The sequence below is a fragment of the Flavobacterium sp. ACAM 123 genome (genome assembly GCF_000264055.1).
Taxonomy (GTDB): domain Bacteria; phylum Bacteroidota; class Bacteroidia; order Flavobacteriales; family Flavobacteriaceae; genus Flavobacterium.
Map to the genome: position 1 here is coordinate 1 of NZ_AJXL01000049.1, position 26,968 is coordinate 26,968.

Here is a 26,968-nt window from a genome sequence, read left to right on the forward strand (position 1 = left end):
TTTTTTGCATTTTCTTGTTTAAAATAAAAAGACAGGCGAATCATTTCCAATATTTGAAAATGACATTCTACTATAAAATATTATTTAAACTAATGGCGGACCTCGAAGGGAATACAAACTACCTGAAAAAGAGAAAATAGCTCTAGCAGTTTTATAAAAATAAGGTGCTTCTTTGAAATTTGAAATGAGTGTGTAAACCAAGACCTTTGGAGCTACATAAGAGCCAAAAGCAAAATGGCACACTTTACAAGTATCAAAACTATGATGCTTATGTGTTATTTGAGCAGTACTTCCGTTGTGTTTGTGATGGCATTCCGTTTGAAAAAATTCCTTTACAAAATGCCCATAGCTATGAACCGACTGAAACAGTATTGAAAACAATACCGTTACTGCCAAAGAAAGACTAATTATAAGTTGCTTCTTTTTCATACTTTACAAATGTAAGAAAACATCAATCAGAAAACCACCTGTTTTAACAAAACTAAAGAATTGTTAACACAGATGGTTCAGAATATAGTGCTCATTTAGTTAAACCAATTTCGACGCAACTAAATATTCAGCAATTTGAATTGTATTTGTCGCAGCTCCTTTTCTTAAATTATCAGCAACGATCCACATGTTTAACGTGTTCGCTTGGCTTTCGTCTCGGCGAATTCTACCCACAAAAACATCGTCTTTTCCTTGTGCATACATTGGCATTGGGTACGTGTAGGTATCATTGTTATCCTGTACGACAACACCATCTGTATGATGCAACAAACTTTGAATGTCTGACACTACAAAGTCATTTGAAAACTGCACGTTAACCGCTTCGCTATGCCCTCCAACGATAGGAACACGAACCGCAGTTGCTGTGACAGCGATTGTTTTATCATCTAATATTTTTTGAGTTTCACGCACCAATTTCATTTCTTCTTTGGTGTATCCGTTTTCTTCAAATGAATCACATTGTGGAATTGCATTTCTGTGAATCGGGTATTTATACGCCATTTCACCTTGAACTCCTGCATATTCATTTTCCAATTGCTCTACCGCTTTTACACCTGTTCCAGTAATTGATTGGTAAGTAGAAACGACAACACGCTTTATATTATATTTTTTATGTAATGGTGCTAAAACCAACACCATTTGGATTGTCGAACAATTAGGGTTCGCTATTATTTTATCTTCTTTTGTCAAAGAAACGGCATTGATTTCAGGAACAATCAATTTTTTTGAAGGATCCATTCTCCATGCTGATGAATTATCGATAACGGTTGTTCCGGCAGCAGCAAATTTTGGTGCCCATTCCAAGGATGTTTCACCCCCTGCAGAAAACAAAGCAATGTCTGCCTTCATGTCGACTGCCGTTTGCATTCCTACAACGGGATAACTCTTTCCTTTAAATTCGATAAGTTTCCCGACTGATTTCTCAGATGCAACCGGAATTAATTCAGTTACAGGAAAATTTCTCTCTGCCAATACTTTTAACATTACTTCGCCAACCATACCGGTAGCACCCACAACTGCAATTCTCATAGTATATATTTATTATAGAATTCTTAATTTGAAGTGCAAAAGTAAGTAATATTCAAATCATAACAAGGCGATTCACAATAAATAACAAAATGTTACAATTATAACATAAGCGAGAAATCACCCGGTTTATCGGGTGGTTAAGAGGTGCCTCATAGCATAACGATATTCTTATTTTTTCAATAAATCTCTAATTTGAATCAGTAACTCCTCTTGAGTAGGTCCAGCAGGTGTTGCCTCTTTGGCAACAATCACTTCTTTCTTTTTAATTTTTTCAGCAGCTCTCAAAATGACAAAGACAAACAAAGCAATAACAAGAAAATTGATAGTCGCTTGTAGTAAATTACCATAAGTAATGACAGCAGCCCCTGCTTCTTTCGCAGCATCCAAAGTTTCATAACGGCTGCCATCAAGCGCAATAAATTTTTGTGTAAAATCAACACCCCCCGTCATTAAACCAATAATTGGAATAATAACATCTTCAACAACAGAGGCTATAATTTTTCCAAATGCACCACCAAGAACAACGGCAGTGGCTAAACTCAAAACATCTCCCTTCATCAAAGAAGCTTTGAAGTCGATAAAAAAACCCATAAATTTCAATTTTAAATTATTTAGAAATCTCTAAACTACTAATGATCACGAATCACGCACTGCGAATCGAATCTTATCGATAAAAAACCCGTTTTACACGTTGAGATATACTGGTAAGAATCTCATAGGGTATTGTATTTAGCTTTTTTGCTATTTGGGCAACGGTTGGGCTTTCGCCAAAAACAATTACCGAATCCCCTTCTGTGCAATCAATTTCAGTAACATCAACCATCAACATATCCATACAAACACTCCCTAATATTTTAGCTTTTTTATCTTTTATGTTGACAAAGCCAGCCCCATTTCCCCAACCTCTAGAAATTCCATCTGCATAACCGATGGGTATTGTTGCGACCTTCGTAGGTTTCTCAGCCATAAATTTTCGGCCATACCCCACACTTTCACCTACTGTAATGGTTCTAATTTGCGAAATCACTGATTTCAGCGTACCCACGTTTTCTAAATATTTTTGCTCTACCGGATCATTCGACACTCCGTAAACACCAATTCCTAAACGAACCATGTCAAATTGAGCCTCTGGATAATTACTTATCCCAGAAGTGTTTAAAATATGACGAATCGGGTCCACGCCCAATTCATCCATTATTCTAGAAGACATTTTTTCGAATAAACTAATTTGGGAAAGTGTAAAGTCACGATGCTTCAAATCATCACTTGTAGCCAAATGTGACAAAATACTTTGCACCTTGACCGTTTCATTTCCTTTTAACGTGGCTATCAATTCATCCATAGATTCATTCTCAAAACCGAGACGATGCATCCCCGTATCTAATTTGATATGGATGGGAAAATGATGCAGATTCTTTTCCTTTGCAATTTTTACAAAAGCATAAAGCCCTTTTAGGCAATATATTTCCGGTTCTAATTTATATTGTATAATTGCTGCAAAACTCGTATTCTCAGGATTCAGAACCATGATTGGCAAATGAATACCTCCATTTTTCAATGAAATTCCTTCATCGGCGAAAGCCACACCCAAGTAATCGACTTTGTGGTGTTCTAATAATTTGGCAATCTCCATACCGCCATTCCCATAACCGAATGCTTTTACCATAACCATGATTTTTGCATTTGATTTCAATTTGGACTTAAAGAAATTTAAGTTATAACTAATTGCATTCAGATTAATTTCCAAAACAGTCTCATGTGTTTTTTCTTCGAGCAAATAAACGATTTCTTCAAACTGGAAGGATCGAGCCCCTTTTATCAAAATAGTTTCATTTGCAAACTCCAGGTTTTCAAAATTGGAAATAAATTCGGCCGTATCTTTGAACATGATGCTATTGACAAAGGTATCTTTGAATTCGGATATCGTTTCTCCAATGCCTATGACTCGGCTAATGTTATTAGAAACAATCAATTGCGAAACTTTGGAATACAGTTCCTCATTAGACAAACCGCTTTGAAAAATATCAGAAAGAATAACCGTCTTCTTTGGGAATTGCTTTTGACTTTCAAGGAAATCTAACGCGATTTTCAAAGACTGAAAGTCAGAACTGTAACTGTCATCGATAAGGCTACAATTATTGATACCAGTTTTCACTTTTAATCGCATTTCCACAGGAAATAGCAATAGCATCCTAGATTGAATCGTTGCAATATCATAATCAAAATACAATAATGCCATTAAACAAGAGATCGCATTTTCTATGGATGCCGTATCTTGAAATGGGATTTTCAACTTATAGGAATTTGCTTTGTATTTGTAATATAAGACTGTGTCCTGGTCCTCTGTCTCTTTTTTATAAACAAAAATATCGGCTTCAGCCCTTCTAAAACTCCAACTAAATGTCTTTGTTATTGGCAGAATCAATTTATCTACAAGATCCCTTTTTTGATAAATTAAAATTTCAACCTCTTTAAAAAGAATTAACTTTTCTTTAATTTTTTCTTCTAAATCAAGAAAACCCTCATCATGAGATGAACCGATACTTGTTAGAATTCCAATGGTAGGCTGAATGACTTTTTCTAATTTCACCATTTCGTTGACGGTAGAAATTCCTGCTTCAAAAATGCCCAGGTTATGCTTTTCATTAATTGCAAATATCGATAACGGCACACCTACCTGAGAATTATAACTTTTGGGACTGCGGATTACATTAAAATCTGGACTTAACAGAAAGTTAAGCCACTCCTTTACGATTGTTTTTCCGTTACTTCCTGTTAAACCAATTATGGGAAACTGAAAGAGCCTGCGATAATAAGCTGCAAATTGCTGTAAAGCATCCAAAGTGTTTTCTACAATAAGAAAATTAGCCTTATCTGCACAACCTTCTGGAATATGCAAAACCACAAAATTTTGCACTCCCGTAGCTATCAAATCTTTAATATAGGAATGTGCATCATTATTAGGGCCAATCAATGCGAAAAATAAAGTATGAACGCTGTTTTGCAATGATCTACTGTCTATAGAAACAGTATCAATCACAGCTTCTGCTGTATTGCCAACGGCCCTAGCCTTAATAATAGGAACTATGTTTTGAATAAGTATGCTCATTGTTATGTTATGCGATTAATGCCAGTTTATTTATGTTAGTGTCACAAAGGCTATCTTTTTCAAGCAAAAGTAGCTTACTAAAAAACTACTTCTATTGGGAACTTTCTCAAAAATAACACTTCTTTCCAAAGTTACAACAACGCAACATAATTTAAAAGCGTAAGGCCATTTTGCTTTTCGTACAAATGACGACTGTTTTTAAAGGAACTCTTTTGCTATATTCCTTATATTTGTTTGGATAATTAATCGCAGTACTCTTGAAAAAAATTATTCCTTTATTTTCTTACGTTTTTCATCCGATATTTATTCCGGTTTATGCTACGTTATTTTACCTTTTTTCAAATAATTCTTATTTCTTTACCCAAGAAAAATATTTCATTCTACTTCAGGTGCTGATTATTACCGTACTAATTCCGATTCTATTTTTCTTTCTTTTACGGGCAACCGGTAAAATTGGTTCCATAATGGCTCCACTACTAGCCGAACGCAAAATACCACTCTTGATCCAATGTTTTTTAATTATACTGTTGGTACGACAAAGCATTACAGTGGATCGTCATCCGGTGTTACACTTTTTTCTTTTAGGAGCTTTATTCAGCACCTTAATAGCACTTTTTTTATTGTTTGTTAAGACTAAAGCGAGCCTTCATATGATGGGTATAAGTGCATTGACGGTATTTGTTTTTGGACTAAGCGTTCATTATCAATCCCAAAATATTTTTGCCATTACTTTTCTGACTATTACGAATGGATTTGTTGCTTCCTCCCGTTTAGTAATGAAAGCACACACTTCCATGGAATTAATCATCGGGGTTCTTTTGGGTAGCATTCCACAAATACTGCTATTGTACTTGTGGCTATAAGACATAAAAGATGATCCCAATATTAAGCGCCTTCATATTTATCTTTTCCCCGTCTATTTCTGCCGTCTTAAAAATTGGATTTAATCCATAATAGACATGTACATTGACTGTATTAAAGCCCGCAGAAAGATAGATACCGTATAAGAATCTGTTGAAATCCTTATTATTAGTAATTTCCACTTTACTTTGCTCGTCAGAGAATTGAGACTTATTGTTAAGTAAATAGCTAAATTTTACCCCGCCATAAATTCGCCAAAACTTATAACTCTCATAAGTAGAGGTCCTCCATCTAAACTCAATGGGCACATCGACTGATAATTGTGTGAATTTGTTTTTGTTAAATACTGTTTTTCCGTCAATGACAGAATAGACAGGCATTTCCCCCGTTCCAGTTATAGCGAGATTTTGAATAAAATTGTTATAAGTAAAACCCAGACCAGCAGCTATAGCATGCGTCCTGTCTTTATTTATTGGCATGTCTCTAAGAAAACCTGCAGATAAACCTGCGGAAAACTTATCTTGTGATACCCCGTCAGGATTCTGTTGCAACGTATTGTAAGTAAAACCAAAATAGAATTGATCTTCTCTATATAAGGAATCAACCTTCACTTCCGAACTTTCCTGAATTAAGTCTGCTTCTTGCGAAAAAACAGCAGAAACTGACAGTATTAGAAAAAAACTAAAAATGATTCGCATAGTGTTCTTTTGGTTTAATGATTGTTTCATAGCGTTCTTAAAAGTATGCTACGATTGGACTCTTTTCAATAATAATGCAAATATAGGATTTTGAAGGGTTCTTGATGCGTATTGCTTTCAAAAACTATTTGAATAGACAACGCTAAAGATCATTATAAAAATCAGTAAAGCTGTCTTGTTTCATGGAGGATGGGATTGCATCTCGCATTCCTTGCGAAGGGAGTCTCCCAAATAAATGAATGAATGGCATTTCATGCCTGAACCTTTTTTGTTTTATCGCTTATCCAACCAAAAAAGTTTGTTACACTCTAAAACAAAAAATGCTCCCCTTTCAGGAAGCATTGATTTCATTGCAGAGAGGATGGGATTCGAACCCACGATGCAGTTACCCACATACTAGCTTTCCAGGCTAGCTCCTTCAGCCACTCGGACACCTCTCTATTTATTTAAGGTTTGCAAAGAACAACTAAAAAAAGTGACTTAGAAAAGTAAAATCACACTATTATAGTATTTCACCTCGCAAAGAAGTTTCAAAACTAGTTTTAAAATCTTTTTGCGCACTATTTTGGCACAACAAATACATCAATTTAGTGATGGCAGCCTCCGTGGTAATGTCTTTTCCTGAAATTACACCTATGGCTTTCATACCCGTGCTGGTTTCATACTGACCCATATTTACGCTTCCTCCAGAACACTGGGTCACATTGATGACATGCATCCCGTTATTTATTGCCTTAACCAATAAAGCAATAAACCAGTCCTCAGTAGGTGCATTCCCGGCACCATACGTTTCAAGTACAACTCCTTTTAAACTAGGTATTTCAAAAATAGCAGACAAAACAGCTTCGCTCATTCCCGGAAACATTTTGACTATCGCAACGTTATTGTCTAGGTTTTTATGCACTACTAATTCCTTACCTTTATTTTTAGCTAAAAATAATTCCGATCGCATCTTTAAATGAACCCCGGATTCCACCATCGCAGGATAGTTAGGAGACGTAAATGCTTTAAAATGTTCCGCATTTATCTTGGTCGTTCTATTCCCTCGATACAACTTATATTCAAAATAAAGGCACACCTCATTAATAACGGGGAGACCATTTTGTTGTAAAGAAGCAATTTGAATAGCGGTAATTAAATTTTCTTTGGCATCTGTACGCAAATCCCCTATTGGTAATTGAGAACCCGTAAAAATGACTGGTTTTGCCAAGTTTTCAAGCATAAAACTCAGTGCTGACGAAGAATAAGACATCGTATCGGACCCATGAAGGACAACAAACCCATCAAATTCTACATAATTTGACTCAATTATCGTTGCCATTCTGGCCCATTCTTCTGGATTCATATTGGAAGAATCAATAGGCTCTTCAAATGAAATAGTTTCAATATCACAATCCAATTGTTTCAACTCGGGAATTCGTTGTAATAATTTACTGAAATTAAATGCTTTCAAGGCTCCGGTATCAAAGTCCTTGCGCATCCCAATAGTTCCTCCAGTGTATATTAAAAGAATCTTAGCTTTTGAGTTCATGCGTAGCTTTTAATTTATTGACGACCGGGTTTGCATACATGTCAAGTAACCCTTGCAATGCAACAGGATTTTCAGCATCTATCCGCATCTCTAATCTACGTTCAAACAGTGATTTCTCATCTGCTGTATAAAGATTAGAATAGATTTTAGTTTTATTTAAAATATCATATGCAATATAATTGGTAGGCCACAACTTATAATTCTTTATTATAGAATCGTCAATTACCTGTGCAAGCGCTTGAATTTGCTTGTTTGAGTTACTTAATCCACCCTTGATTTCTTCAATTTCAGTCTTGAGAATATCGCCTATCTGAATATGAATTCGCTTCTTTTGACCCATTACTCCGCTTAAAAGCGTCATGAAATCTTCATTCTTTTCCTTGATATACACTTCGTTATTGGCCTCAGCCAATAATTGCGGTATTTTCAGAACATCGGTCGGATCATATTCATAAGAAATTGCTACTGGCACGACCTTTATTTTTTTGAAATAGTCCATCAGATTAGCCTCATCAGATCCCATTCCAACCATTTTCAAAACCCCGGGATTAGTGGCGTCATTACCGTCTTTAGTCCTGCCCTCCCGTTGTGCAATCCATACAGACCGACTTTCATGAAGCAATAAATGCCCTATATATTCAGATAAAGTTTTTGAACTTCCCAACATATCACGCGGAGTCAAACCTCTTTTTACTAAAAAATTACGGTTCAACTTTGCCAATATGTTAAGAAAATCTTTTTTTACCAAATTATCGCCAATAGCTGAGGCAGTCATCACTAAACCATGTTCGAACAGAGCCACATTAAGCAATGTCGTGTCCAGTAAGATATCTCTATGGTTTGATATGAATAAATAAGACTCTCCTTTCTCTAACTTTTCAAACCCAGAAGTACTTAAACCATCAGAGCTTTTTTCAAGCACTTTAAGAAGTGTATGATAGATAAAATTGCATTGAAAGTCACGAATAGACTGCGTTTTTGTAAGTCGTTCTTTCCACTCTTCATCGGACATCTCAGGAAAGGTAAAGTTCATTAATGACTTCATCATCGGATGATGAATCACACGAAGTATAGACTCGTTAATTTCAGCATCATAAAATGGCCGAATAGCGTCAAATTTTTGCATTTTGGTCGTTTTGGTTAATTTAGGTGGGCAAATGAACAAAAAAAATATTAATTTTCAATAAATTCTATTTTAAATACCGAAAATCACTTTCGAATTTTCGGTTGTAATCGCCGTAATTTCTTTTACTGAAAGATTATAAATGACGGCCAATTTATCAATTACTTTTAACAAATAGCTACTTTCATTTCTTTTCCCTCGAAAAGGAGTCGGAGCAAGATATGGAGAGTCTGTTTCTAAAACAATATGACTTAAATCAATTTGGTTTAAAAACTGATCAATTTTTCCGTTTTTAAAGGTTACTACTCCACCAATACCCAGTTTCATATTATATGATATAGCCTGTAATGCCTGCTCCTGAGTTCCAGTAAAACAATGAAATATTCCAAACAATTCAGGAGATTTCTCCTCTTCTAATATTTCGAATACCTCATCAAAAGCATCCCTGCAATGAATAACAATGGGTAGGCTATATTGTTTTGCCATTTGAATTTGTTTCCTAAAAGCAATTTGCTGTTCTGGCAAATGGGCTTTATCCCAGTATAAATCAATCCCAATTTCTCCAATGCCATAGAATTTTCTTTTTGTCAATTCCTCTTCAACATGTTGTAATTCCTCTAAATAATTATCCTTTACATGAGTAGGATGCAATCCCATCATAAGAAAAACATGCTCCGGATAGTTCTTTTCTAAATCATACATGGCCTCAGTGTAAGAAGAGTCTATGGCGGGAACAAAGAAACGGGAAATCCCTTCATTCAGTGCTCTCTGAATCATTTCGTCTCGATCTAGATCGAATTCTTCACTATAAAGATGGGTATGCGTGTCAGTAATTGTCATTTTATATATTTGAATGCTGTAAAGTTACTATTTTGGATTGTTAGTTTTTGAATATCTCCGTTTTTTTAGATTACTTTTGAACATCATTCTTACTTCATGAAAAACCTACAAGACATTCTTAAAAAAGAAAAATACAAAAAATTAAATTTAAAATTACCAAAACACAACACCTTTTGATAAAAGCAAAAATCAATGGGGTGTCCGGCGATTTTATTCTTGATACCGGAGCCTCAAACAGCTGCGTGGGGTTTGAAAGCGTTGAGTTATTCCAACTTACAGCGGAGTACTCCAAGACAAAAGCTTCGGGGGCGGGCGCTACAGGAATGTTGACACAAACCGCATTAAATAATAAGTTACAACTTGGATTGTGGAAAGATTCCGAATTTGATTTGGTGATTTTTGATTTGTCTCACGTAAACGAGGCTTTAATTCAACACAAGGCAAAACCCGTTCATGGGATCATTGGAGCTGATATATTATTGAAGGGAAAAGCAGTTGTCGATTATGCAAATTATTTTCTATATTTACAGTAATAAATTATTCATCAATTAATTACTAGACGTGAATAATAGCACTTCCAGACTAATCTCATTGATAGTCCTTCTACTATTTTATTGTGTTCCTAAAGACATAAGTGCTCAACATTCGAATACCCAGAAAACTTCACCCAACGTCTTTTCTAAACCTTCCAGAATTACTACTAACATTTGGAATTTTAATAATTTAAACCAATGGCAAGATGCGTCATTAAATGGAGCTGCACATTACAGTATTATAAATGGAAATTTGAAACTATTTAGCTCTGCAGGTACTTGGGAAAGAACTAAAGTTAAAACCATTTCAAATTTTGGGGTGGGTACTTACACTTGGAATATATATATTCCCGCAATGGGAATTGGCGATAAAGCAAGCATCGGTGCTTTTTTATATCATAACGATAAGCACGAGATTGACTATGAAATAGGGTATGGTACGCAAAGCAAACGAACGGAATTAAAAGCACAAACTGACGATCTTATCCTATATATGACTTCCCAAGGAAACCCCTATCACTCTGAACAAATTAAAATTAAAAGAGAAGCATGGTATACACTGACAATTGATTTAAGATTCAACTCAAGGAAGCACTATATAGCAAATTGGAAAATAAATGGGATTACTAGATCGACAGCCCAACTTAATTATGGTAAGAATAAAAAATTTAATATCTTTTGCAGCGTAGAAAATTTACATTTCATAGGCGATCACATTCCTACTATCCAGAATTATGCTCTTGTTGATTGGGTAGAATTTAAAGTGAATTAAAAAACTCAGCACCTTGACTGTTTTTTTTATTAAAACTCTTCAGAAAACTACTTCGGAAAAACTAAAAATATAAATAAGAATAACCTCAATACGGAGGCTATTCCATTATATCTTCGATCCTAAATTATATTAGAACGGCTTTCTTAGAATGAATGTCGCATGCTATTGAGTCTTTACTTTAGAATAAGCCTAATAAATTCCTATTGTTAAAACAGATGTAAAACACAAAAAGCATCGGATAAATCCAATGCTTTTTGTGTTTTACATCTGTTCTACTACCAAGCAGAACTACTAGAACTTAATAAATTTTGAGGACGAAACAACGTCATCAATAGTGGCTGTAATAACATAAACACCCTTACTAAGTGAACTTGTTTGAATTTTTGCAGAATTTGTTTTAGGGCTAAGAGATAAAACCTCTTGTCCCAATAAATTAAACACCGCCACTTTTTGAATCAAATTTTTAGCCTCGATTGTTACTTCATCTGAAACCGGATTTGGATACATATTTATATTTGATAACGAAAAGTTTTTAACTCCTAAAGTAGATCCTTTATAAAAAAAGATGTTATCAAAATAAACTAATTTTGTACGAATATCAGAGCTTGCACCTAGTTTAAATTGGAAGAAAGTAGCAGGATTGAATCCTTTCCCAACAAAAACAGATAATGGAATATCTAAGCTTTGCCAAGAGTCAAAAACGATAACTTTATCAACAGAATTAGAATTCCCTTGTCCAACAGCATTTATAGTTGAACCAACTCCGTAAAAAGCTTCTGTATTTGTGCCGCCAGTTCTAGAAATCAAGTCTAAATAGAATTGATGACCACTAGCACCTGGAGCCACTGAACTTGGAACATAATAATCAATATGTACCATGTCATTAGCAGATGCATCAGTAGTTACATCACCAGCTGCAGCGGTGTTAATACCACCTCCCCAGCCTGTATTCAAGTTCATTTTTATCGCTTTATTTACTCCTGTAGTAGAATCTAAATCTGGAGTTCCTTGGTTCTCACCAAAATAATAACTTGGATTCCAAAAATTAGTAAACGCGCCCGTATCTGTGATGTCAGCAAGCAAAGCTAAATGAGTAGTATAGTTTTTTGGTTTAGGAGAAGCAACAGTAGGTGCTGGATCGGCAACGACGACAGCTTTTTCTGCAAAAATATTATCTATGTTAAGTGTGAAATTAGTTGGGGTACCAAATCCGTCATTTGTAACTTTCCAGTTAGGGAAAAACACAATTTTAGAATATTCTCCATCAGCATTAGCCGTTCCATCTAATCCTTGAGTATAAGTAAAAGTAAGTGTTTGCCAAGCGTTTGGGGTAGTATAATTTTGTGATGCAGCTGAATTTGGACCAGCTCCACCGCCCTCTACTTTAGCTAAAAGAGTAAATGCCTTAGTTGCATAAACATCAATCTTAACTGTTTTATCAGTTCTTAATTTAATTTTACCGTCTAATAAGTTAACCACAGCACCTTGGTATGTTTGACCAGTAGACACACTAACTAATTGTAACCCTTTCAATCTCGTTCCGCCTGAAGCAGGATCAGAAACGATTGAAGCTCCACCTAAGCCTTCAAAACCTTCAAAAGTATAAGACGATAATGCTTCAAAATCTTGAATTATCACCGCTGAGCTTGGTGCAACAACAGTTCCTTTTTCTGCAACAATATTATCTATGTTAAGTGTAAAGTTTATCGGAGTATCAAACCCATCATTTGTAGCTTTCCAGTTGGGAAAAAATACAATTTTAGAATATTCTCCATTAGCAGTAGCAGTTCCATCTAAAGCTTGAGTGTAAGTAAAAGTAAGTGTTTGCCAAGCGTTAGGAGTAGTATAATTTTGTGATGCAGCGGAATTTGGACCTGCTCCACCGCCCTCCACTTTGGCTAAAAGAGTAAAAGCCTTAGTTGCATAAACATCAATTTTAATCGTTTTATCTGTTGTTAATTTAATTTTACTTGTCAACAAATTAACTACAGCACCTTGGTATGTTTGACCAGTAGACGCACTTACAAGCTGTAAGCTATTCAATCTCGTTCCTCCCGAAGCAGGATCAGAAACGATTGAAGCATTACCTAAGCCTTCAAAACCTTCGAAAGCATAAGAAGATGGCGTTTCAAAATTTTGAATTAGTACTTGTTGTGAGTATCCTAATGAAATAGTCAATAGGAAAAATAATAAAGTAAATTTTTTCATAGTAAAAATTTTAATGGTTATTACCAAATTTAAAAACATATTGCATTGATTTGGTAAATTCCTCGTATCTAAAAACTATACAGAATAAAAAGAAACCTTACAGCTAAAAAAAACATTAAATCTCATCATAACTGACACTTAACTCTATTTTAATATTTTATAAAAAATCAAAACCGTATTATTTATTTCAAAATGTTGTGGCAATGTAATGGTATAATGTTATTATTTTAAATAAAAATTATATTAAATACACTTATTTTGTAAAAAAAATACATAAATACGAATAATAATACTAATTATTGACAATATTAAAATTGACTATTTACTAAATATTTCGTAGAAAAAGTACCAAAAACAAAAAAATCCCACTTTGTTGTTAAAACAAGGTGGGATTTAATAAATAAAACAATTTCTTATAGTTCGAAGGTTTTCTTCGGATCATTATCCAATAATAACTCCATTGGGCTTTCTAACGCTTCCTTAATAGCAACCAAGAAACCAACAGACTCTTTACCATCGATAATCCTATGGTCGTAGGAAAGTGCAACATACATCATTGGGTGAATTTCCACTTTACCGTTTACGGCAATTGGACGTTCAATAATGTTGTGCATTCCCAGAATAGCTGATTGTGGAGGGTTGATAATAGGAGTCGATAACATGCTTCCGAAAACACCACCATTAGTAATGGTAAAAGTTCCACCAGTCATATCATCAACGGTAATCTGTCCATCACGTGCTTTAATAGCTAACCTTTTGATGTCAGCCTCTACGCCACGGAAAGTTAAGTTCTCAGCATTACGAACAACAGGAACCATTAGTCCTTTTGGTCCTGAAACTGCGATTGAAATATCACAGAAGTCGTAAGCAATTTTATAATCTCCATCCATCATAGAGTTTACATCCGGATACAATCTTAATGCTCTTGTAACCGCCTTTGTAAAGAAGGACATGTACCCTAAACTAACGCCTCCGTGTTTTGCCTTAAACGCTTCTTTATACTCATTACGAATTAAGTTGATAGGTGTCATGTTTACTTCATTGAAAGTAGTTAACATGGCTGTTTCATTTTTAGCGCTAACCAGCCTTTCGGCCACTTTTCGCCTTAACATTGAAAGTTTTGTACGCTCAGATGCGCGACTTCCTCCCGTAGGAGTACCCATAGATGGTGTAGCCTTTACAGCATCATCCTTAGTCACCCTACCATCTTTTCCTGTTCCTTTAACTGAAGTAGGTATTATGTTTTTTTCGTCTAAAATTTTTCTTGCAGCTGGAGATGGTGTTCCTGATGCATATGTTTCCGCTGGAGTTTCAGGGGCTGCTGCTGGAGACTTCGCTTTTGGAGCTTCGGCAACTGGAGCTTCCGGTGTCGCTTCAGAATCGGCAGTTTCTTCTTTGTCAGAACCTTCCGGCTTAGCTGCATCTGTGTCAATTAAGCAAACTACTGCCCCTACCGCCACTGCATCGCCTTCTTCCGCTTTTAACGTGATAATCCCACTCGCTTCTGCAGGTAATTCTAGAGTCGCTTTATCAGAGTCAACTTCAGCAATTGCTTGGTCTTTCTCTACATAATCTCCGTCTTTTACCAACCAAGTTGCAATTTCAACTTCTGTTATAGACTCCCCTGGTGATGGGACTTTCATTTCTAAAATCATCTTGTATAATTTTTAAATTATGAGTTTTATTACTTGAATTGTTTCAACCACAATTACTATTTATTTTGTATTCGTATTTTAGTCCTGATCGCAGCGGTGTTCAATACTTTTTAGCTTGGATAGAGCATCCCGAAACTTCCGGCGCAGGAAACAGCTTCTAATTGTTAAATAAATCTTTATCAAAAACCATTCGTATCGCATCTGCCATACGACGTTTTGCTCTTGTTGAACTTCCTGAAGCTGATGCAGAATAGGCTTTCAATGACGCCAGTCTCCATTTTACCAAGTTGAAATTCATTAACATAAAGCTGTATGCCCCCATATTTTTCGGCTCTTCTTGTGCCCAAACATAATCGTCAGCGTTTGGATACTTTGCAATAATTGCTTCTATCTGCGCTACCGGCAATGGGAATAACTGCTCTATTCTTACAATCGCTACGTCTTTACGTTCGTTTTTCTCTCTTTCGGCGGTAAGCTCATAATAGAATTTACCCGTACAAAAAGCTAATGTTTTTATATCAGCCTTATTCACTGAATCATCATCGATGGTTTCTTGAAAACTTCCATTTTCGAACTCTTCGATAGTAGAAACACATCTTGAATCACGCAACAAACTCTTCGGTGTAAACACAATAAGTGGCTTGCGAAACTTCGTTTTCATTTGTCTTCTCAACAAGTGGAAGAAGTTGGCCGGTGTTGTACAATCAGCTACATACATATTTTGTCTTGCGCAAAGTTGTAAATATCGTTCCATTCTTGCTGATGAGTGCTCCGCTCCTTGCCCCTCATATCCATGAGGCAATAATAAAACAATCCCGTTTTGATTATTCCATTTGTCCTCTCCACAGGAGATGTATTGGTCAATCATAACTTGGGCTCCATTACTGAAATCTCCAAATTGCGCTTCCCATATTGTTAACGTGTTTGGATTTGCTAATGCATACCCATAATCGAAACCTAAAACCCCATATTCTGACAATAGTGAATTGTAAATATTAAAATTTCCTTTTTTACCTTCTAGTCTATCGATTAATGTTACTTCTTCTTCAGAATCTTCTACTTTTACTACCGCATGACGGTGAGAAAAAGTTCCACGCTCTACATCTTGTCCAGAAATACGAACATCAAAACCTTCTTGTAATAAAGATCCATAAGCCAAATGCTCCGCCATTCCCCAATCAAGTTTGTTTGTATCGAAAAACATTGTTTTTCTATCATTGATTAACTTTTGGATTTTATTGATAAACTTTTTGTCCGTTGGTAAATTACAAACCGCATCAGCAACCTGAGTTAGACCAGCTTTTGAGTAGGAAGTATCTACCTTTTCCAGCATTTGCACGTCAGTAACCTGCTCAAAACCTAACCATTCATTTCTCATAAACGGCGTAATGACTGTCAAGTCTTTCTTGCGAGAAGCTTCTAGGTTCATTTCGAGATCGGCTTTGTATTCTTTTTCAAGACTTTTTACATAGGTCGCGTCAATTATACCATCAGCCATTAATTTATCAGCATAAAGATCTCTCGGATTTTTATGCTTTGCTATAATTTTATAGAGCACCGGTTGTGTAAAACGAGGTTCATCCCCTTCGTTGTGCCCGTATTTTCTATATCCTAATAAGTCAATAAACACATCACGTGCAAATCGCATTCTGAAATCCAATGCAAAAATCATAGCATGCACTACAGCTTCAGCATCGTCTGCATTTACATGCAATACTGGAGATAAAGTTACTTTCGCCACATCGGTACAATAGGTGGAGGACCTTCCGTCCAGGTAGTTAGTTGTAAAACCAACTTGATTGTTAATTACAATATGAATTGTACCGCCTGTCTTGTATCCGTCTAACTGCGCCATTTGAACAATTTCATAAAGTATACCTTGTCCTGCAATCGCAGCATCACCGTGAACGGCAATGGGTAATACTTTTGAAAAGTCATTCGGGAAATACTTGTCTTGTTTGGCTCTTGTAATTCCTTCGATTACAGCACCCACTGTTTCAAGGTGTGAAGGATTAGGCGCCAAGTTAATGTTGATTTTCTTTCCTGTCCTCGTTGTTTTGTCGGCAGTAAGTCCTAGATGGTACTTAACATCCCCATCAAAATATTCTTTATCGTAATCTTTACCTTCAAACTCTCCGAAAATATCTTGCGTAGATTTGTTGAAAATATTTGCCAATATATTCAAACGACCCCGATGCGCCATTCCCATTACGAATTGCTCCACTCCCATTTCGGCAGCTCTTTCAATTAATGTATCAAGAGCTGGAATTATCGACTCTCCACCTTCCAGTGAAAAACGTTTTTGCCCCACATATTTAGTGTGCAAAAAGCTCTCAAAAGCAACCGCTTCATTTAATTTCCGAAGAATTGATTTCTTCTGATCAATTGAAAAATCGGGCAAATTATCGTTCTGTCCTACTTTTTCTTGTATCCATTGAACAATCTCCGGCTTTCTGATATACATATATTCAACACCAATGTGCTGACAATATATAGCATCAAGATGTGCTATTATTTCAGTAAGTGTAGAAGGCACCTTGCCCACTATTTTACCAGCATCAAAAACAGTATTTAAATCTGCTGATGAAAGTCCAAAATTGCTGATATCTAAGGAAGGCTCAAAAGTCCTTCTATCTCTAACGGGATTTGTTTTTGTAAACAAATGCCCACGGGTACGATACCCCTCAATCAATTTTAGTACGTTAAATTCTTTATGAAGTTTTTCTGAAATTTGATGATAGTCCGCGGTTCCAGCAGATGGACTGGCAACGCTTTGTGCCGGGAGTTCTCCGTCGAATGTTTCCATTCCAAAGTCGAAACCTTGAAAAAAACTTCTCCAACTTGGCTCGACGCTATCTGGGTTGTCTAGGTACTGATCGTATAATTGTGCGAAAAACTCTGTATGTGCTGCGTTTAGAAATGAAAACCTATCCATAATATTAGTGAATATACTTTTAGTTAAAATAGTTATGCAAAAGTACAATAATCCGCTAAATTTATATTTACTTTTATATATTAATATGTTAAAAATATAGATACTTATGAAGAAAAATCAGCTGTAAGAATGTTTCAAAGTTCATTTTGATTGTCTTTATCACATTAATTTCAAATGCTTTGTTAGCACAACAACAAACAATTACATCTAAATCGAGTGGTAATTTCTGGAAGAACGTCCAATTTGGAGGTGGAATTGGCTTAGGCTTTGGATCAGATTATACTGATATTTCTTTGGCCCCAAGTACTATTTATAATTTCAATGAACAGGTAGCTTTGGGTATTGGAGCCCAATACACCTATCTAAAACAAAAAAATTATTATGCTTCTCATTTGTATGGTGGCAGTATTATAGGGTTATTTAATCCCATAAGAATAATCCAGCTTTCTGCTGAATTAGAGGAACTGCGCGTTAATATGAATTTAGATGGAACGACCGGTAACTCTCAAAATTATTGGAATTCCGGTCTGTTTTTAGGAGTAGGTTACCGTAGCGGAAACGCGACGATAGGAGCCCGTTACAATGTATTTAACGATGATAACAATATTTATGGCAGTCCTTTCATGCCGTTTGTACGGGTTTATTTTTGAAAAAGAAACATAATGTACATTTAAAACCAACGGTTGTCGCGCGGGAAACCGGCTGCTCTAACTTCTAAGCCCTACATTTTAACGGTACTTGTTTTTAAACCAAACTTTTTGCCATTCCCTTTTTAATATCAAAAAAGAGACTTGCTCAGCCAATACAACCAAATCAGAACCGTCCATTTTTTTGACCTCATCTTCAGAGACATCGATGATATAAAGCAGATTAAGGTATTCAGCAAATTTGTACTGAATCAATCTGTAAATCTTTTCATGCAATTGAATTTTTAATTCATTGGGAGAAACACTCATTGGAAAATCTATCGCTTCATTGGCTAAATTAAAATCCTTATTAATTTGTTCAACTAATTTAAGATACAAAGCTTCTTTTTCAGCTTCAGAAAGTAACAAATCTGTATTTTGTGGAGCTATAAATATGGTCATTTTGATTGTATACTGTTCGTTTTTAGATTAAATATTCTGAATTAAGAAACACAGAATCATACTTTACGTCCCATTAAATTTTTACCAAAAACTCTTAATACGTCCTTTTTAGTTTCTTCGATATTCATTTTTTCTAAAGTTTCAAAAGCCTTAAAAGTGTACTCTTGAATTGCATCTTGATTTGCTTTTGATGCTCCTGAATTATTAAAAATCTCTTTTACTGATTCAATTTTAACTGCATTATCCTCAAGCTGCATTGTAAACAAGTGCTGCAATTGCGCAGCGTCTTCTTTTGTAGAAAAGGCTATTGCTTTAAGATATAAGTATGTTTTTTTATTCTCAATTATATCACCTCCTACTCGCTTTCCAAAAGTTTCGGGGTTACCAAAAGCATCTAAATAATCGTCCTGCAATTGAAATGCCAATCCTAAATTTAACCCAAACTCATAAATCAAATTAGCATTTTCCTCAGAAGCTTCAGCAACTATCGCTCCCATTTTCATGGCGGCCGCCACAAGCACCGCTGTTTTATACTCAATCATTTTGAGGTATTCTGGAATGGTAACGTTGTCTCTCTTTTCAAAATCAACATCCCATTGTTGTCCTTCACAAACTTCAAGTGCCGTTTTGCTAAATAATTTTGCCAATCTCATAAAAACAGTTGGCTCATATTGCTCAAAATATTGGTAGGCTAAAATAAGCATTGCGTCACCTGATAAAATACCAGTGTTAATATCCCATTTTTCATGAACAGTCCTATTTCCTCGTCGCAAAGGCGCATCATCCATAATATCATCATGAACTAAGGAGAAGTTATGAAAGACCTCAACAGCCATGGCCGCAGGAAGCGCTTTTTTATAATCTCCATTAAAAATCTCCGCAGTCATCAATGTTAAGACTGGACGAATTCGCTTTCCACCTAACCCTAATATATAGGCGATGGGATCATACAGATTTTCAGGCTCTTTAGTAATAGCTTGCTTTTCTAAATAAGTAATGAAAAAATCGTGGAACTGGTCAATGGCATGCATAAAAATAATTTTTTGGGCTAATTTACAGCATTCATACTTCATTACAAACTACGTTTTTAAATGAAACGTAAAATAAATAAAAAAACAACGGAAACTATTTTAGTATTCAAAGTTTCCGCATTACATTTGCATTCGAAATTTAACTTATTATTATCATGAATGCAACCCTTCCTCTTGTAGCGACAAAATGGACTATTGACTCTGATCAATCTGATGTTCTAATTAAAGCAAGACATTCCATAATCGCCTATATAGCCGGATCTCTTAACAAGTTTAATGGGCATTTAAACATTCATGAAGACGAGATAGAAGATGCTTCAGTTGAATTTCAACTAGATCTCAACAATAAAGGCATCAACGGCAATGACCGTTATACTAATTTAATCGTAAATGATTATTTAGACATTGATACCTTTCCTTTTATCAATTTCAAATCAACATCATTTCAAAAAATAAGTAAAAACATCAATTTCTTAAAAGGGAACCTCACCATCAAAAACATTACAAAAGTAGTTGAACTTGATGCTGCATTAATTAGTATAACCTCTTATGAAGGAACAAGAAAAGCATTGTTTGAAATTACTGGACAAATAAACCGTAGTGATTTTGACCTCACTACAAACTACTTAGCGCAAACTACTAGGACTGCTTTAGGTCAAAACATTAAATTAATTGCCAACTTAGAATTTACGATTTAATCTAAGTAGATACTTTTACCCACCGAATTATACTGTTATCTATCTTAAGAGAAGAAAAAAATCAATTTCAGCATAAATAATGAAAGAGAAAATAATTAGCAAAGCAAGTGAAATGTTCTTAAAACTAGGTTTTAAGAGCATCACAATGGATGATATTGCGGGTGAAATGTGTATTTCTAAAAAAACAATTTACAAATACTTTTGCAACAAGGAAATTCTTATTGAAGAAAGTACCGCCTTAATGCATATAGAAATACATGAAATTATTGACAACATTGTAAATAAAAAGCACAATGCAATTCAAGAAAATTTTGAGATTCGAAAAATGTTTAAAGAAATGTTTCAGTCCTCAGACACTTCACCTATCTATCAATTAAAAAAACATTACCCAGAAATACATGAAAAAGTAATGCTCAGAGAAATAAATGAATGCAATACTATCTTTAAAAAAAATATCGAAGAAGGTATAAAACAAGGACTGTATCGTGATAATATCAATATTGGAAACTACACAACATTTTATTACAACTTGATCTTTTCTATAAAAGAAAGTACTAGCTCAGAAAAAGAATCACAGGAATTAGAATTACAAATTTTAGAATACCATACCAGAGCTATGGCCACCGCTGCAGGACTAATCGAACTTGACAAACATTTACTAAACCCGACGATATAATGAAGAGAATAATTTTAATATCATTCCTAACATTTGCTTTTATGGCAAATGCACAAAAAGCAAAGACCCTGACTTTAAAGGACGCGATTACTTATGCTTTAGAAAATAAATCTGAAGCTAAAAAAGCAAGACTTAAAGTGGAGAATAGCGAATATCAGATTCAGGAAGTTCGTTCTAGAGCCTTACCACATATTAATGCTAATGGAGGACTGACTTATAATCCCATTTTGCAAACTACTTTTCTTGATGCAGGATCTTTTGGAGGAGACCCAGGAACTACCATTCAGGCTACTTTTGGTCAGAAATGGGTTTCAACTGCCGGTGTTTCTTTAACTCAAAACTTATTTGATCAATCAGTTTTCACTGGTTTGAAGGCGGCTAAGTCAACCCGAGAATTTTACCAAATCAATGAGCAGTTAACGGAAGAACAAGTGATTGAAAGAGTGGCAAACAACTACTACCAAGTCTATGTTCGCCGACAAAATTTAACCGTTTTGGACAGCACTTACATCAACACCACAAAGGTAAAAAACATTATTAAAGGACGTTATGACAATGGTTTATCTAAAAAAATTGATTTAGACAGAATAATAGTAAAACTTTCAAATATAAAAACACAACGCCAACAAGTATTGAATGGCGTTCAAATTCAAGAAAATGCCTTGAAATTTTATATGGGAATGCCTATTGAAACGGAAATTAATATTCCACAAGCTGCTTTCGAAGTTACGCCTCGGGCATTTACAGAAATGCCGAATACAGAAATACGAACAGAGTTTTTACTGATGAAAAAACAAGAGCAACTTTTAGAATTCCAAAAACAATCCATAATTGCCGGATACTACCCTACACTTTCTCTTTCTGCGGGATACAATTATATCGGTCAGGGTCCACAAATGCCTTGGGGAGCAAAGCCATCCGATGGTGTTTTTTGGTCTGATTTTTCTTCTGTAGGTTTAAATTTAAGAGTTCCTATTTTTTCTGGATTTGAGACTCGTTCTAAGGTTAGACAAGCAGATATCCAATTAAGAGTTGTGAAAGAAGATTTAATAGACACAAAACTAGCTCTTGATTTGGCTTATGCCAATGCAAAAACTCAAATTGACAATAGTATTATAACGATACAAAATCAAAAAGGGAATGCACAATTAGCACAAGAGGTATTAAAAAACACAAAAAACAATTACATACAGGGTTTAGCTTCTCTAACTGATTTGTTAGACGCCGAAAATGCCTTTACTGAGGCACAAAACAACTACACGTCTGCAATATTAGATTACAAATTAGCAGAAATTCAATTAATAAAATCAAAAGGAGAACTAAAATCACTACTAAATAATTAATAAAATGAAAAAAAATATACTAATAGCAATTATAATACTCGGCGCATTAGGGCTTATTGCTTTTACTTTAATGAATAACCAAAAAGAAAACGCAGCAAAAACCGCTATCGTCGCGCAAAAAAACGCGAGTGTATCCGTAAAAACAGAAGCGGTTAAGACGGAAGAAATTTCTTTAGACTTTTCAGTAAACGGAATTTTTGAACCACTACAAGAATTAAACTTTTCAGCAGAAAAGCCAGGAAGAGTTGTAAGAGTGCTAGTTGATGAAGGATCTAAAGTGAGAATAGGTCAAACGTTGGCTATCGTAAGAAGCGAACAAATTACCTCTGACCTAAATACTGCACAAGCTACGTATCAAAATGCATTGTCTGATTACAACCGTTTTGAAAATGCATACACTACTGGAGGCGTAACAAAACAACAATTAGATCAGGCTAAGTTAAACTTGGTAACTACAAAATCGAGATTACAGCAAGCAAAAGTAAACGTAGGTGATACTAATATTAAATCAACTATCAACGGAATAGTCAATAAGAAGCATATCGAGCCAGGTTCTGTTTTGGGCGCCGGTACGCCAATGTTTGAAATTGTAAATGTTTCCAAATTAAAACTGAAAGTTTCCATCAATGAAAACCAAGTTGCTGGTTTAAAATTAGGAAACACAGTAAATGTTACCGCCAGTGTATATCCTGATGCTAAGTTCGCTGGAAAAATTACATTCATCGCTCCAATGGCAGATTCAAGCTTGAACTTTCCTGTCGAAATCGAAATTACAAACAGCCCTTCTAATGACTTAAAAGCAGGAATGTACGGAACGGCAGAATTTGCTTCCAAACAACAAAAAGAATCTATGATGGTAGTAGCGAGAAATGCTTTTGTAGGAAGTGTGAGCAGCAATCAAATTTTTGTTGTAGAAAATGGAATTGCGAAATTAAAAAGTGTCACAGCAGGAAGAATTCTTGGTAACAAAGTAGAGATCTTAGACGGGCTTTCTGATAATGAAATTGTAATCGTTACCGGTCAAATCAACTTGACTGACGGAACACAAGTGGAAATTATCAAATAAAAATTGTTCCAGATTTAAAATTTAAAGTTTGTTAAACTGGAATTTTACTCCTGAAACCTGAAACTAAATTATATATGAAATTAGCAGAAATATCCATAAAACGGCCGTCGTTAGTAATCGTACTGTTTACGATTTTGATTCTTGGTGGGCTCTTTAGCTACAGCCAATTGGGTTACGAATTAATCCCAAAATTTGAACAGAATGTAATTACAGTAGCAACCATCTACCCGGGTGCTTCTCCTTCGGAAGTAGAAAATACGGTAACGAAAAAAATTGAAGACGCTGTGGCTTCATTGGAAAACATTAAAAAAATTGACTCTCGCTCGTACGAAAGTCTTTCTACAGTTTCGATCACGCTGAACACAAAAGCAAAAGTTGACCTTTCCCTAAATGATGCGCAACGTAAAATAAATGCAATCATAAGTGATTTACCTAAAGACGCCAAAGCACCATCCTTAAGTAAATTTTCCTTAAGTGATTTACCAATTATGACTATTGGTGCTAACGGCAACATGGATGAAGTTGCTTTTTATGACTTAATCGATAAAAAAATAGCTCCTGTTTTGTCCCGTGTAAATGGAGTGGCTCAGGTAAACATCATTGGTGGCCAAGAACGTGAAATACAAGTGAGTCTTGATGCCATCAAAATGCAAGGGTATGGTCTTTCTATTCCGCAAGTGCAACAAGTGATTTTATCCTCTAACTTGGACTTCCCTACTGGTAATATTCAAACACGCGATAAAAAAATCTTGATTCGTTTAGCCGGTAAATACAAAAATGTAGAAGAGCTAAGAAATTTAGTTGTATCCTCAAAAAACGGGATTCAAGTTCGTTTACAAGATATAGCCGATGTTCAAGACGGACAAAAAACAGCTGAAAAAATCGCCCGTGTCGATCAAAAAAGCGCCATCATCCTACAAATCGTAAAACAATCGGATGCGAATGCAGTTGCGGTTAGTGAACAAGTGTATAAAACCATTAAGAAATTAGAAAACGATTATAAAAATAACGCGGTGAAATTAAATGTCGCTAATGACAGTACGATTTTTACCTTAGAAGCTGCTGATTCCGTAATTCATGATTTATTGATTGCTGTATTTCTTGTTGCCTTTGTAATGTTGTTTTTCTTGCACAGTATCAGAAACTCCTTAATTGTAATGGTTTCTATTCCTGCGTCTTTGATTTCTACCTTCATCGGGTTTTACTATCTGGGATATACTTTAAACTTGATGAGTTTATTAGGACTATCGCTGGTTGTAGGTATTCTGGTTGATGATGCCATTGTGGTATTGGAGAATATTTATAGACACATGGAAATGGGTAAAAACAGGGTTCGTGCAGCTTATGACGGAACAGCCGAAATAGGTGGCACCGTGACCTCCATTACTTTGGTAATTGTTGTGGTGTTTTTACCTATTGCTCTGAGCACCGGATTAGTTTCAAATATCATTACACAATTTTGTGTTACGGTAATTATTTCCACTTTATTCTCCTTACTGGCCTCCTTTACAATAATTCCTTGGTTGTCTTCTCGTTTTGGAAAACTTGAACATATTGAAGGTAAAAATGCTTTTGGTAAAGTTATTCTTGGGTTCGAAAAGTTATTAACTCGTTTTACAAATTGGATTACCAATTTACTAAAATGGTGTCTAGATCATTATAAAACAACTTTAGCTGTTGTGTTGGTTTTATTCTTTAGTTCCATAGCATTAGTTCCGTTTGGGTTCATTGGTGGAGAATTTTTTGCCAAATCAGATAGTGGAGAATTTTTAGTTCAAATAGAACTACCAAAAGATGCTTCATTAGAACAAAGTAATTTTATGGCACAAAAGGCAGAAGCTTTTTTGAACACACAAGAATATGTGAAAAGTCTGATTACTAAAGTAGGTCAAACGAGTGAAGGCATGGGTGCTTCTCAATCTACTGCATACAAATCAGAGATTGACGTTAAAATGATTGATCAAAAAGACAGAACAGATGATTCTTACGTCTATGCTGCCCGGATGAAACTGCAATTAGAAAAAATATTAGTTGGTGCTAAAGTAAAAACAGTACCAGTGGGTATTCTTGGAACCGCTGAAGATGCTCCTATTGCATTAATCGTAACAGGAACCAGCTTAGAAAGTGCGATGGTTTTTGCAAAAGCCGCAGAGAAAGAATTAAATAAAATTCCTGGAGCTACTGGAGTAAAATTATCTGTAGAAACTGGAAATCCTGAAATTAATGTTAAGGTCGATAGAGATAAAATGGCTGCGCTTGGACTTTCTTTACAAACTGTTGGTATGACCATGCAAACTGCTTATAGTGGTAATACGGACGGTAAGTTCAGAGCTGGTGAATATGAATACGACATCAATATCAAATACAGCAGTTTTGACAGAAAAAGCATTAATGATGTGAGCAACCTTATTTTTATAAATGACAGAGGGGAACAAATTAAATTATCTCAATTTGCAACTATTAAAGAAGGTTCAGGACCAAGTCAATTAGAGCGTAGAGACAAAACGGCATCCGTTACCGTAAAAGGACAGACAGTTGGTGTTCCAGTAGGAACTGTTGTTGCTCAACTTGAAGAGAAGTTGACGACGATGGAAAAACCAGTTGGAGTGAACTATATTTGGGGTGGTGATCAGGAAAATCAAAGTGAAGGTTTTGGAACCTTAGGTTTTGCTTTATTAGCTGCTATCATCTTAGTTTATCTTGTAATGGTGGGACTATACGATAGTTTTGCTCACCCGTTTGTGGTATTATTTGCCATTCCGCTTTCCTTTATTGGAGCTTTACTAGCCTTGGCTTTGACAAATAACACTTTAAATATATTTACGATTCTTGGGGTTATTATGCTAATTGGTTTGGTTTGTAAAAATGCGATTATGCTTGTGGACTACACAAACCAGCGAAGAGCTGCCGGTGAAACAATCAGAACGGCTTTGATCCAAGCCAACCATGCTCGTCTGCGCCCTATTTTGATGACAACCATTGCGATGGTGTTTGGTATGTTCCCAATTGCATTAGCCGCTGGCGCAGGTGCCGAATGGAAAAACGGATTGGCATGGGTAATCATTGGTGGACTAATTAGCTCACTATTCCTGACGTTGATCATTGTTCCGGTAATTTATGAAATCATGGAAAAACTGATCTATAAATTTACGAAAGGAAAGCAAACAGACTATGATGCATTGATAGTTGCTGACTATGAACCTCAGGTATTAAGTGAGGATGAATATAATAAAGAACACAAAGGGTAATTCCACTTCTTCAAAACATAAAAATTACCTCGTTC

At 35.4% G+C, this 26,968-nt stretch carries 21 protein-coding genes, 1 tRNA gene and 1 pseudogene; 9 read left to right on the forward strand and 14 right to left on the reverse strand.

All coding sequences use genetic code 11. The features are described 5' to 3' along the window. Positions 1–84: 84 nt before the first annotated feature. The 4 genes from A3SG_RS0110385 to A3SG_RS0110400 all read right to left on the reverse strand — a co-directional run bounded on the left by A3SG_RS0110385 (position 85) and on the right by A3SG_RS0110400 (position 4,627). The gene (locus A3SG_RS0110385; RefSeq protein WP_016989958.1) at positions 85–429 is read right to left on the reverse strand and encodes a hypothetical protein; all 345 of its coding nucleotides are present in this window, start codon (positions 427–429) and stop codon (positions 85–87) included. 99 nt (positions 430–528) lie between these two features. Continuing rightward, the gene (locus tag A3SG_RS0110390) at positions 529–1,518 is read right to left on the reverse strand and encodes an aspartate-semialdehyde dehydrogenase (RefSeq protein WP_016989959.1); all 990 of its coding nucleotides are present in this window, start codon (positions 1,516–1,518) and stop codon (positions 529–531) included. Between the two features lie 168 nt (positions 1,519–1,686). Then, positions 1,687–2,109, reverse strand: a complete 423-nt coding sequence (gene mscL, locus A3SG_RS0110395) for a large conductance mechanosensitive channel protein MscL (RefSeq protein WP_016989960.1) — start codon at positions 2,107–2,109, stop codon at positions 1,687–1,689. A 73-nt stretch (positions 2,110–2,182) separates the two neighbouring features. Next, entirely contained in the window at positions 2,183–4,627 is a 2,445-nt protein-coding gene (locus tag A3SG_RS0110400) for a bifunctional UDP-N-acetylmuramoyl-tripeptide:D-alanyl-D-alanine ligase/alanine racemase (protein ID WP_016989961.1), read from the reverse strand. Positions 4,628–4,884: 257 nt separating this feature from the next. Between A3SG_RS0110400 and A3SG_RS0110405 the strand changes: the two genes are divergently transcribed. Then, entirely contained in the window at positions 4,885–5,490 is a 606-nt protein-coding gene (locus A3SG_RS0110405; RefSeq protein ID WP_016989962.1) for a hypothetical protein, read from the forward strand. Here the strand turns inward: A3SG_RS0110405 and A3SG_RS0110410 are convergent. The 5 genes from A3SG_RS0110410 to A3SG_RS0110430 all read right to left on the reverse strand — a co-directional run bounded on the left by A3SG_RS0110410 (position 5,485) and on the right by A3SG_RS0110430 (position 9,680). Next, positions 5,485–6,216, reverse strand: a complete 732-nt coding sequence (locus tag A3SG_RS0110410; protein WP_016989963.1) for a porin family protein — start codon at positions 6,214–6,216, stop codon at positions 5,485–5,487. The genes A3SG_RS0110405 and A3SG_RS0110410 overlap by 6 nt on opposite strands. A 323-nt stretch (positions 6,217–6,539) precedes the next feature. After that, positions 6,540–6,626, reverse strand: a tRNA-Ser gene (locus A3SG_RS0110415). A 62-nt stretch (positions 6,627–6,688) separates the two neighbouring features. Next, positions 6,689–7,717, reverse strand: coding sequence for an asparaginase (locus A3SG_RS0110420; protein ID WP_016989964.1), 1,029 nt, complete (start codon positions 7,715–7,717; stop codon positions 6,689–6,691). Beyond that, a complete protein-coding gene (locus tag A3SG_RS0110425) occupies positions 7,701–8,843 on the reverse strand; it encodes a 1-acyl-sn-glycerol-3-phosphate acyltransferase (protein WP_016989965.1) in 1,143 nt (380 codons plus the stop codon). Before A3SG_RS0110425 ends, A3SG_RS0110420 begins: the two co-directional genes overlap by 17 nt. Positions 8,844–8,912: 69 nt before the next feature. Beyond that, entirely contained in the window at positions 8,913–9,680 is a 768-nt protein-coding gene (locus A3SG_RS0110430) for a TatD family hydrolase (RefSeq protein WP_016989966.1), read from the reverse strand. A 96-nt stretch (positions 9,681–9,776) separates the two neighbouring features. On the opposite strand from A3SG_RS0110430, the pseudogene A3SG_RS19665 reads away from it, so the two are divergent. Then, positions 9,777–10,213: pseudogene (locus tag A3SG_RS19665) on the forward strand (retropepsin-like aspartic protease). Between the two features lie 28 nt (positions 10,214–10,241). Continuing rightward, positions 10,242–10,985 (forward strand): hypothetical protein, encoded by a 744-nt coding sequence (locus tag A3SG_RS0110440; RefSeq protein WP_232226341.1) that lies wholly within the window; start codon positions 10,242–10,244, stop codon positions 10,983–10,985. Between the two features lie 291 nt (positions 10,986–11,276). Here the strand turns inward: A3SG_RS0110440 and A3SG_RS0110445 are convergent, their stop codons facing one another. From A3SG_RS0110445 to A3SG_RS0110455, 3 genes are all read right to left on the reverse strand, one after another. Continuing rightward, positions 11,277–13,193, reverse strand: coding sequence for a T9SS type A sorting domain-containing protein (locus tag A3SG_RS0110445; protein ID WP_198008514.1), 1,917 nt, complete (start codon positions 13,191–13,193; stop codon positions 11,277–11,279). Between the two features lie 413 nt (positions 13,194–13,606). Further along, a complete protein-coding gene (gene odhB / locus A3SG_RS0110450; protein WP_016989970.1) occupies positions 13,607–14,848 on the reverse strand; it encodes a 2-oxoglutarate dehydrogenase complex dihydrolipoyllysine-residue succinyltransferase in 1,242 nt (413 codons plus the stop codon). A gap of 157 nt (positions 14,849–15,005) precedes the next feature. Beyond that, on the reverse strand, positions 15,006–17,783 hold the full coding sequence (locus A3SG_RS0110455; protein ID WP_016989971.1) for a 2-oxoglutarate dehydrogenase E1 component: 2,778 nt from the start codon (positions 17,781–17,783) through the stop codon (positions 15,006–15,008). Between the two features lie 146 nt (positions 17,784–17,929). On the opposite strand from A3SG_RS0110455, the gene A3SG_RS0110460 reads away from it, so the two are divergent. Then, the gene (locus A3SG_RS0110460) at positions 17,930–18,433 is read left to right on the forward strand and encodes a hypothetical protein (protein WP_016989972.1); all 504 of its coding nucleotides are present in this window, start codon (positions 17,930–17,932) and stop codon (positions 18,431–18,433) included. A gap of 78 nt (positions 18,434–18,511) precedes the next feature. Here A3SG_RS0110460 and A3SG_RS0110465 read toward each other — a convergent pair whose 3' ends face one another. Beyond that, positions 18,512–18,871 carry a hypothetical protein gene (locus A3SG_RS0110465; RefSeq protein WP_016989973.1) on the reverse strand — a complete coding sequence of 120 codons (360 nt, stop codon included), beginning with the start codon at positions 18,869–18,871 and terminating at the stop codon, positions 18,512–18,514. A 56-nt stretch (positions 18,872–18,927) separates the two neighbouring features. After that, the gene (locus A3SG_RS0110470; protein ID WP_029596738.1) at positions 18,928–19,902 is read right to left on the reverse strand and encodes a polyprenyl synthetase family protein; all 975 of its coding nucleotides are present in this window, start codon (positions 19,900–19,902) and stop codon (positions 18,928–18,930) included. A 155-nt stretch (positions 19,903–20,057) separates the two neighbouring features. Here A3SG_RS0110470 and A3SG_RS0110475 point away from each other — a divergent pair, with 155 nt between their 5' ends. From A3SG_RS0110475 to A3SG_RS0110495, 5 genes are all read left to right on the forward strand, one after another. Then, positions 20,058–20,600 (forward strand): YceI family protein, encoded by a 543-nt coding sequence (locus tag A3SG_RS0110475; RefSeq protein ID WP_016989975.1) that lies wholly within the window; start codon positions 20,058–20,060, stop codon positions 20,598–20,600. Between the two features lie 79 nt (positions 20,601–20,679). Next, positions 20,680–21,276 (forward strand): TetR/AcrR family transcriptional regulator, encoded by a 597-nt coding sequence (locus A3SG_RS0110480; RefSeq protein WP_016989976.1) that lies wholly within the window; start codon positions 20,680–20,682, stop codon positions 21,274–21,276. Beyond that, positions 21,276–22,619 (forward strand): TolC family protein, encoded by a 1,344-nt coding sequence (locus A3SG_RS0110485; protein ID WP_029596739.1) that lies wholly within the window; start codon positions 21,276–21,278, stop codon positions 22,617–22,619. The genes A3SG_RS0110480 and A3SG_RS0110485 overlap by 1 nt, the downstream gene beginning before the upstream one ends. A 4-nt stretch (positions 22,620–22,623) precedes the next feature. Beyond that, positions 22,624–23,685 carry an efflux RND transporter periplasmic adaptor subunit gene (locus A3SG_RS0110490; protein WP_016989978.1) on the forward strand — a complete coding sequence of 354 codons (1,062 nt, stop codon included), beginning with the start codon at positions 22,624–22,626 and terminating at the stop codon, positions 23,683–23,685. A gap of 74 nt (positions 23,686–23,759) precedes the next feature. Beyond that, positions 23,760–26,933: an efflux RND transporter permease subunit gene (locus A3SG_RS0110495; protein ID WP_016989979.1), complete on the forward strand. Its 3,174-nt coding sequence runs from the start codon at positions 23,760–23,762 to the stop codon at positions 26,931–26,933. Positions 26,934–26,968 lie beyond the last annotated feature (35 nt).

Bases quoted from the DNA above. Each gene is read 5' to 3' on its own strand.
- A3SG_RS0110480 (WP_016989976.1), top strand. From the start codon at position 20,680: ATGAAAGAGAAAATAATTAGCAAAGCAAGTGAAATGTTCTTAAAACTA.
- A3SG_RS0110420 (WP_016989964.1), bottom strand. From the start codon at position 7,717: ATGAACTCAAAAGCTAAGATTCTTTTAATATACACTGGAGGAACTATT.
- A3SG_RS0110475 (WP_016989975.1), top strand. From the start codon at position 20,058: ATGAATGCAACCCTTCCTCTTGTAGCGACAAAATGGACTATTGACTCT.
- A3SG_RS0110425 (WP_016989965.1), bottom strand. From the start codon at position 8,843: ATGCAAAAATTTGACGCTATTCGGCCATTTTATGATGCTGAAATTAAC.
- A3SG_RS0110495 (WP_016989979.1), top strand. From the start codon at position 23,760: ATGAAATTAGCAGAAATATCCATAAAACGGCCGTCGTTAGTAATCGTA.
- A3SG_RS0110430 (WP_016989966.1), bottom strand. From the start codon at position 9,680: ATGACAATTACTGACACGCATACCCATCTTTATAGTGAAGAATTCGAT.
- A3SG_RS0110465 (WP_016989973.1), bottom strand. From the start codon at position 18,871: ATGACCATATTTATAGCTCCACAAAATACAGATTTGTTACTTTCTGAA.
- A3SG_RS0110445 (WP_198008514.1), bottom strand. From the start codon at position 13,193: ATGAAAAAATTTACTTTATTATTTTTCCTATTGACTATTTCATTAGGA.
- mscL (WP_016989960.1), bottom strand. From the start codon at position 2,109: ATGGGTTTTTTTATCGACTTCAAAGCTTCTTTGATGAAGGGAGATGTT.
- A3SG_RS0110390 (WP_016989959.1), bottom strand. From the start codon at position 1,518: ATGAGAATTGCAGTTGTGGGTGCTACCGGTATGGTTGGCGAAGTAATG.
- A3SG_RS0110410 (WP_016989963.1), bottom strand. From the start codon at position 6,216: ATGAAACAATCATTAAACCAAAAGAACACTATGCGAATCATTTTTAGT.
- A3SG_RS0110455 (WP_016989971.1), bottom strand. From the start codon at position 17,783: ATGGATAGGTTTTCATTTCTAAACGCAGCACATACAGAGTTTTTCGCA.
- A3SG_RS0110400 (WP_016989961.1), bottom strand. From the start codon at position 4,627: ATGAGCATACTTATTCAAAACATAGTTCCTATTATTAAGGCTAGGGCC.
- A3SG_RS0110490 (WP_016989978.1), top strand. From the start codon at position 22,624: ATGAAAAAAAATATACTAATAGCAATTATAATACTCGGCGCATTAGGG.
- A3SG_RS0110385 (WP_016989958.1), bottom strand. From the start codon at position 429: ATGAAAAAGAAGCAACTTATAATTAGTCTTTCTTTGGCAGTAACGGTA.
- odhB (WP_016989970.1), bottom strand. From the start codon at position 14,848: ATGATTTTAGAAATGAAAGTCCCATCACCAGGGGAGTCTATAACAGAA.
- A3SG_RS0110470 (WP_029596738.1), bottom strand. From the start codon at position 19,902: ATGCATGCCATTGACCAGTTCCACGATTTTTTCATTACTTATTTAGAA.
- A3SG_RS0110485 (WP_029596739.1), top strand. From the start codon at position 21,276: ATGAAGAGAATAATTTTAATATCATTCCTAACATTTGCTTTTATGGCA.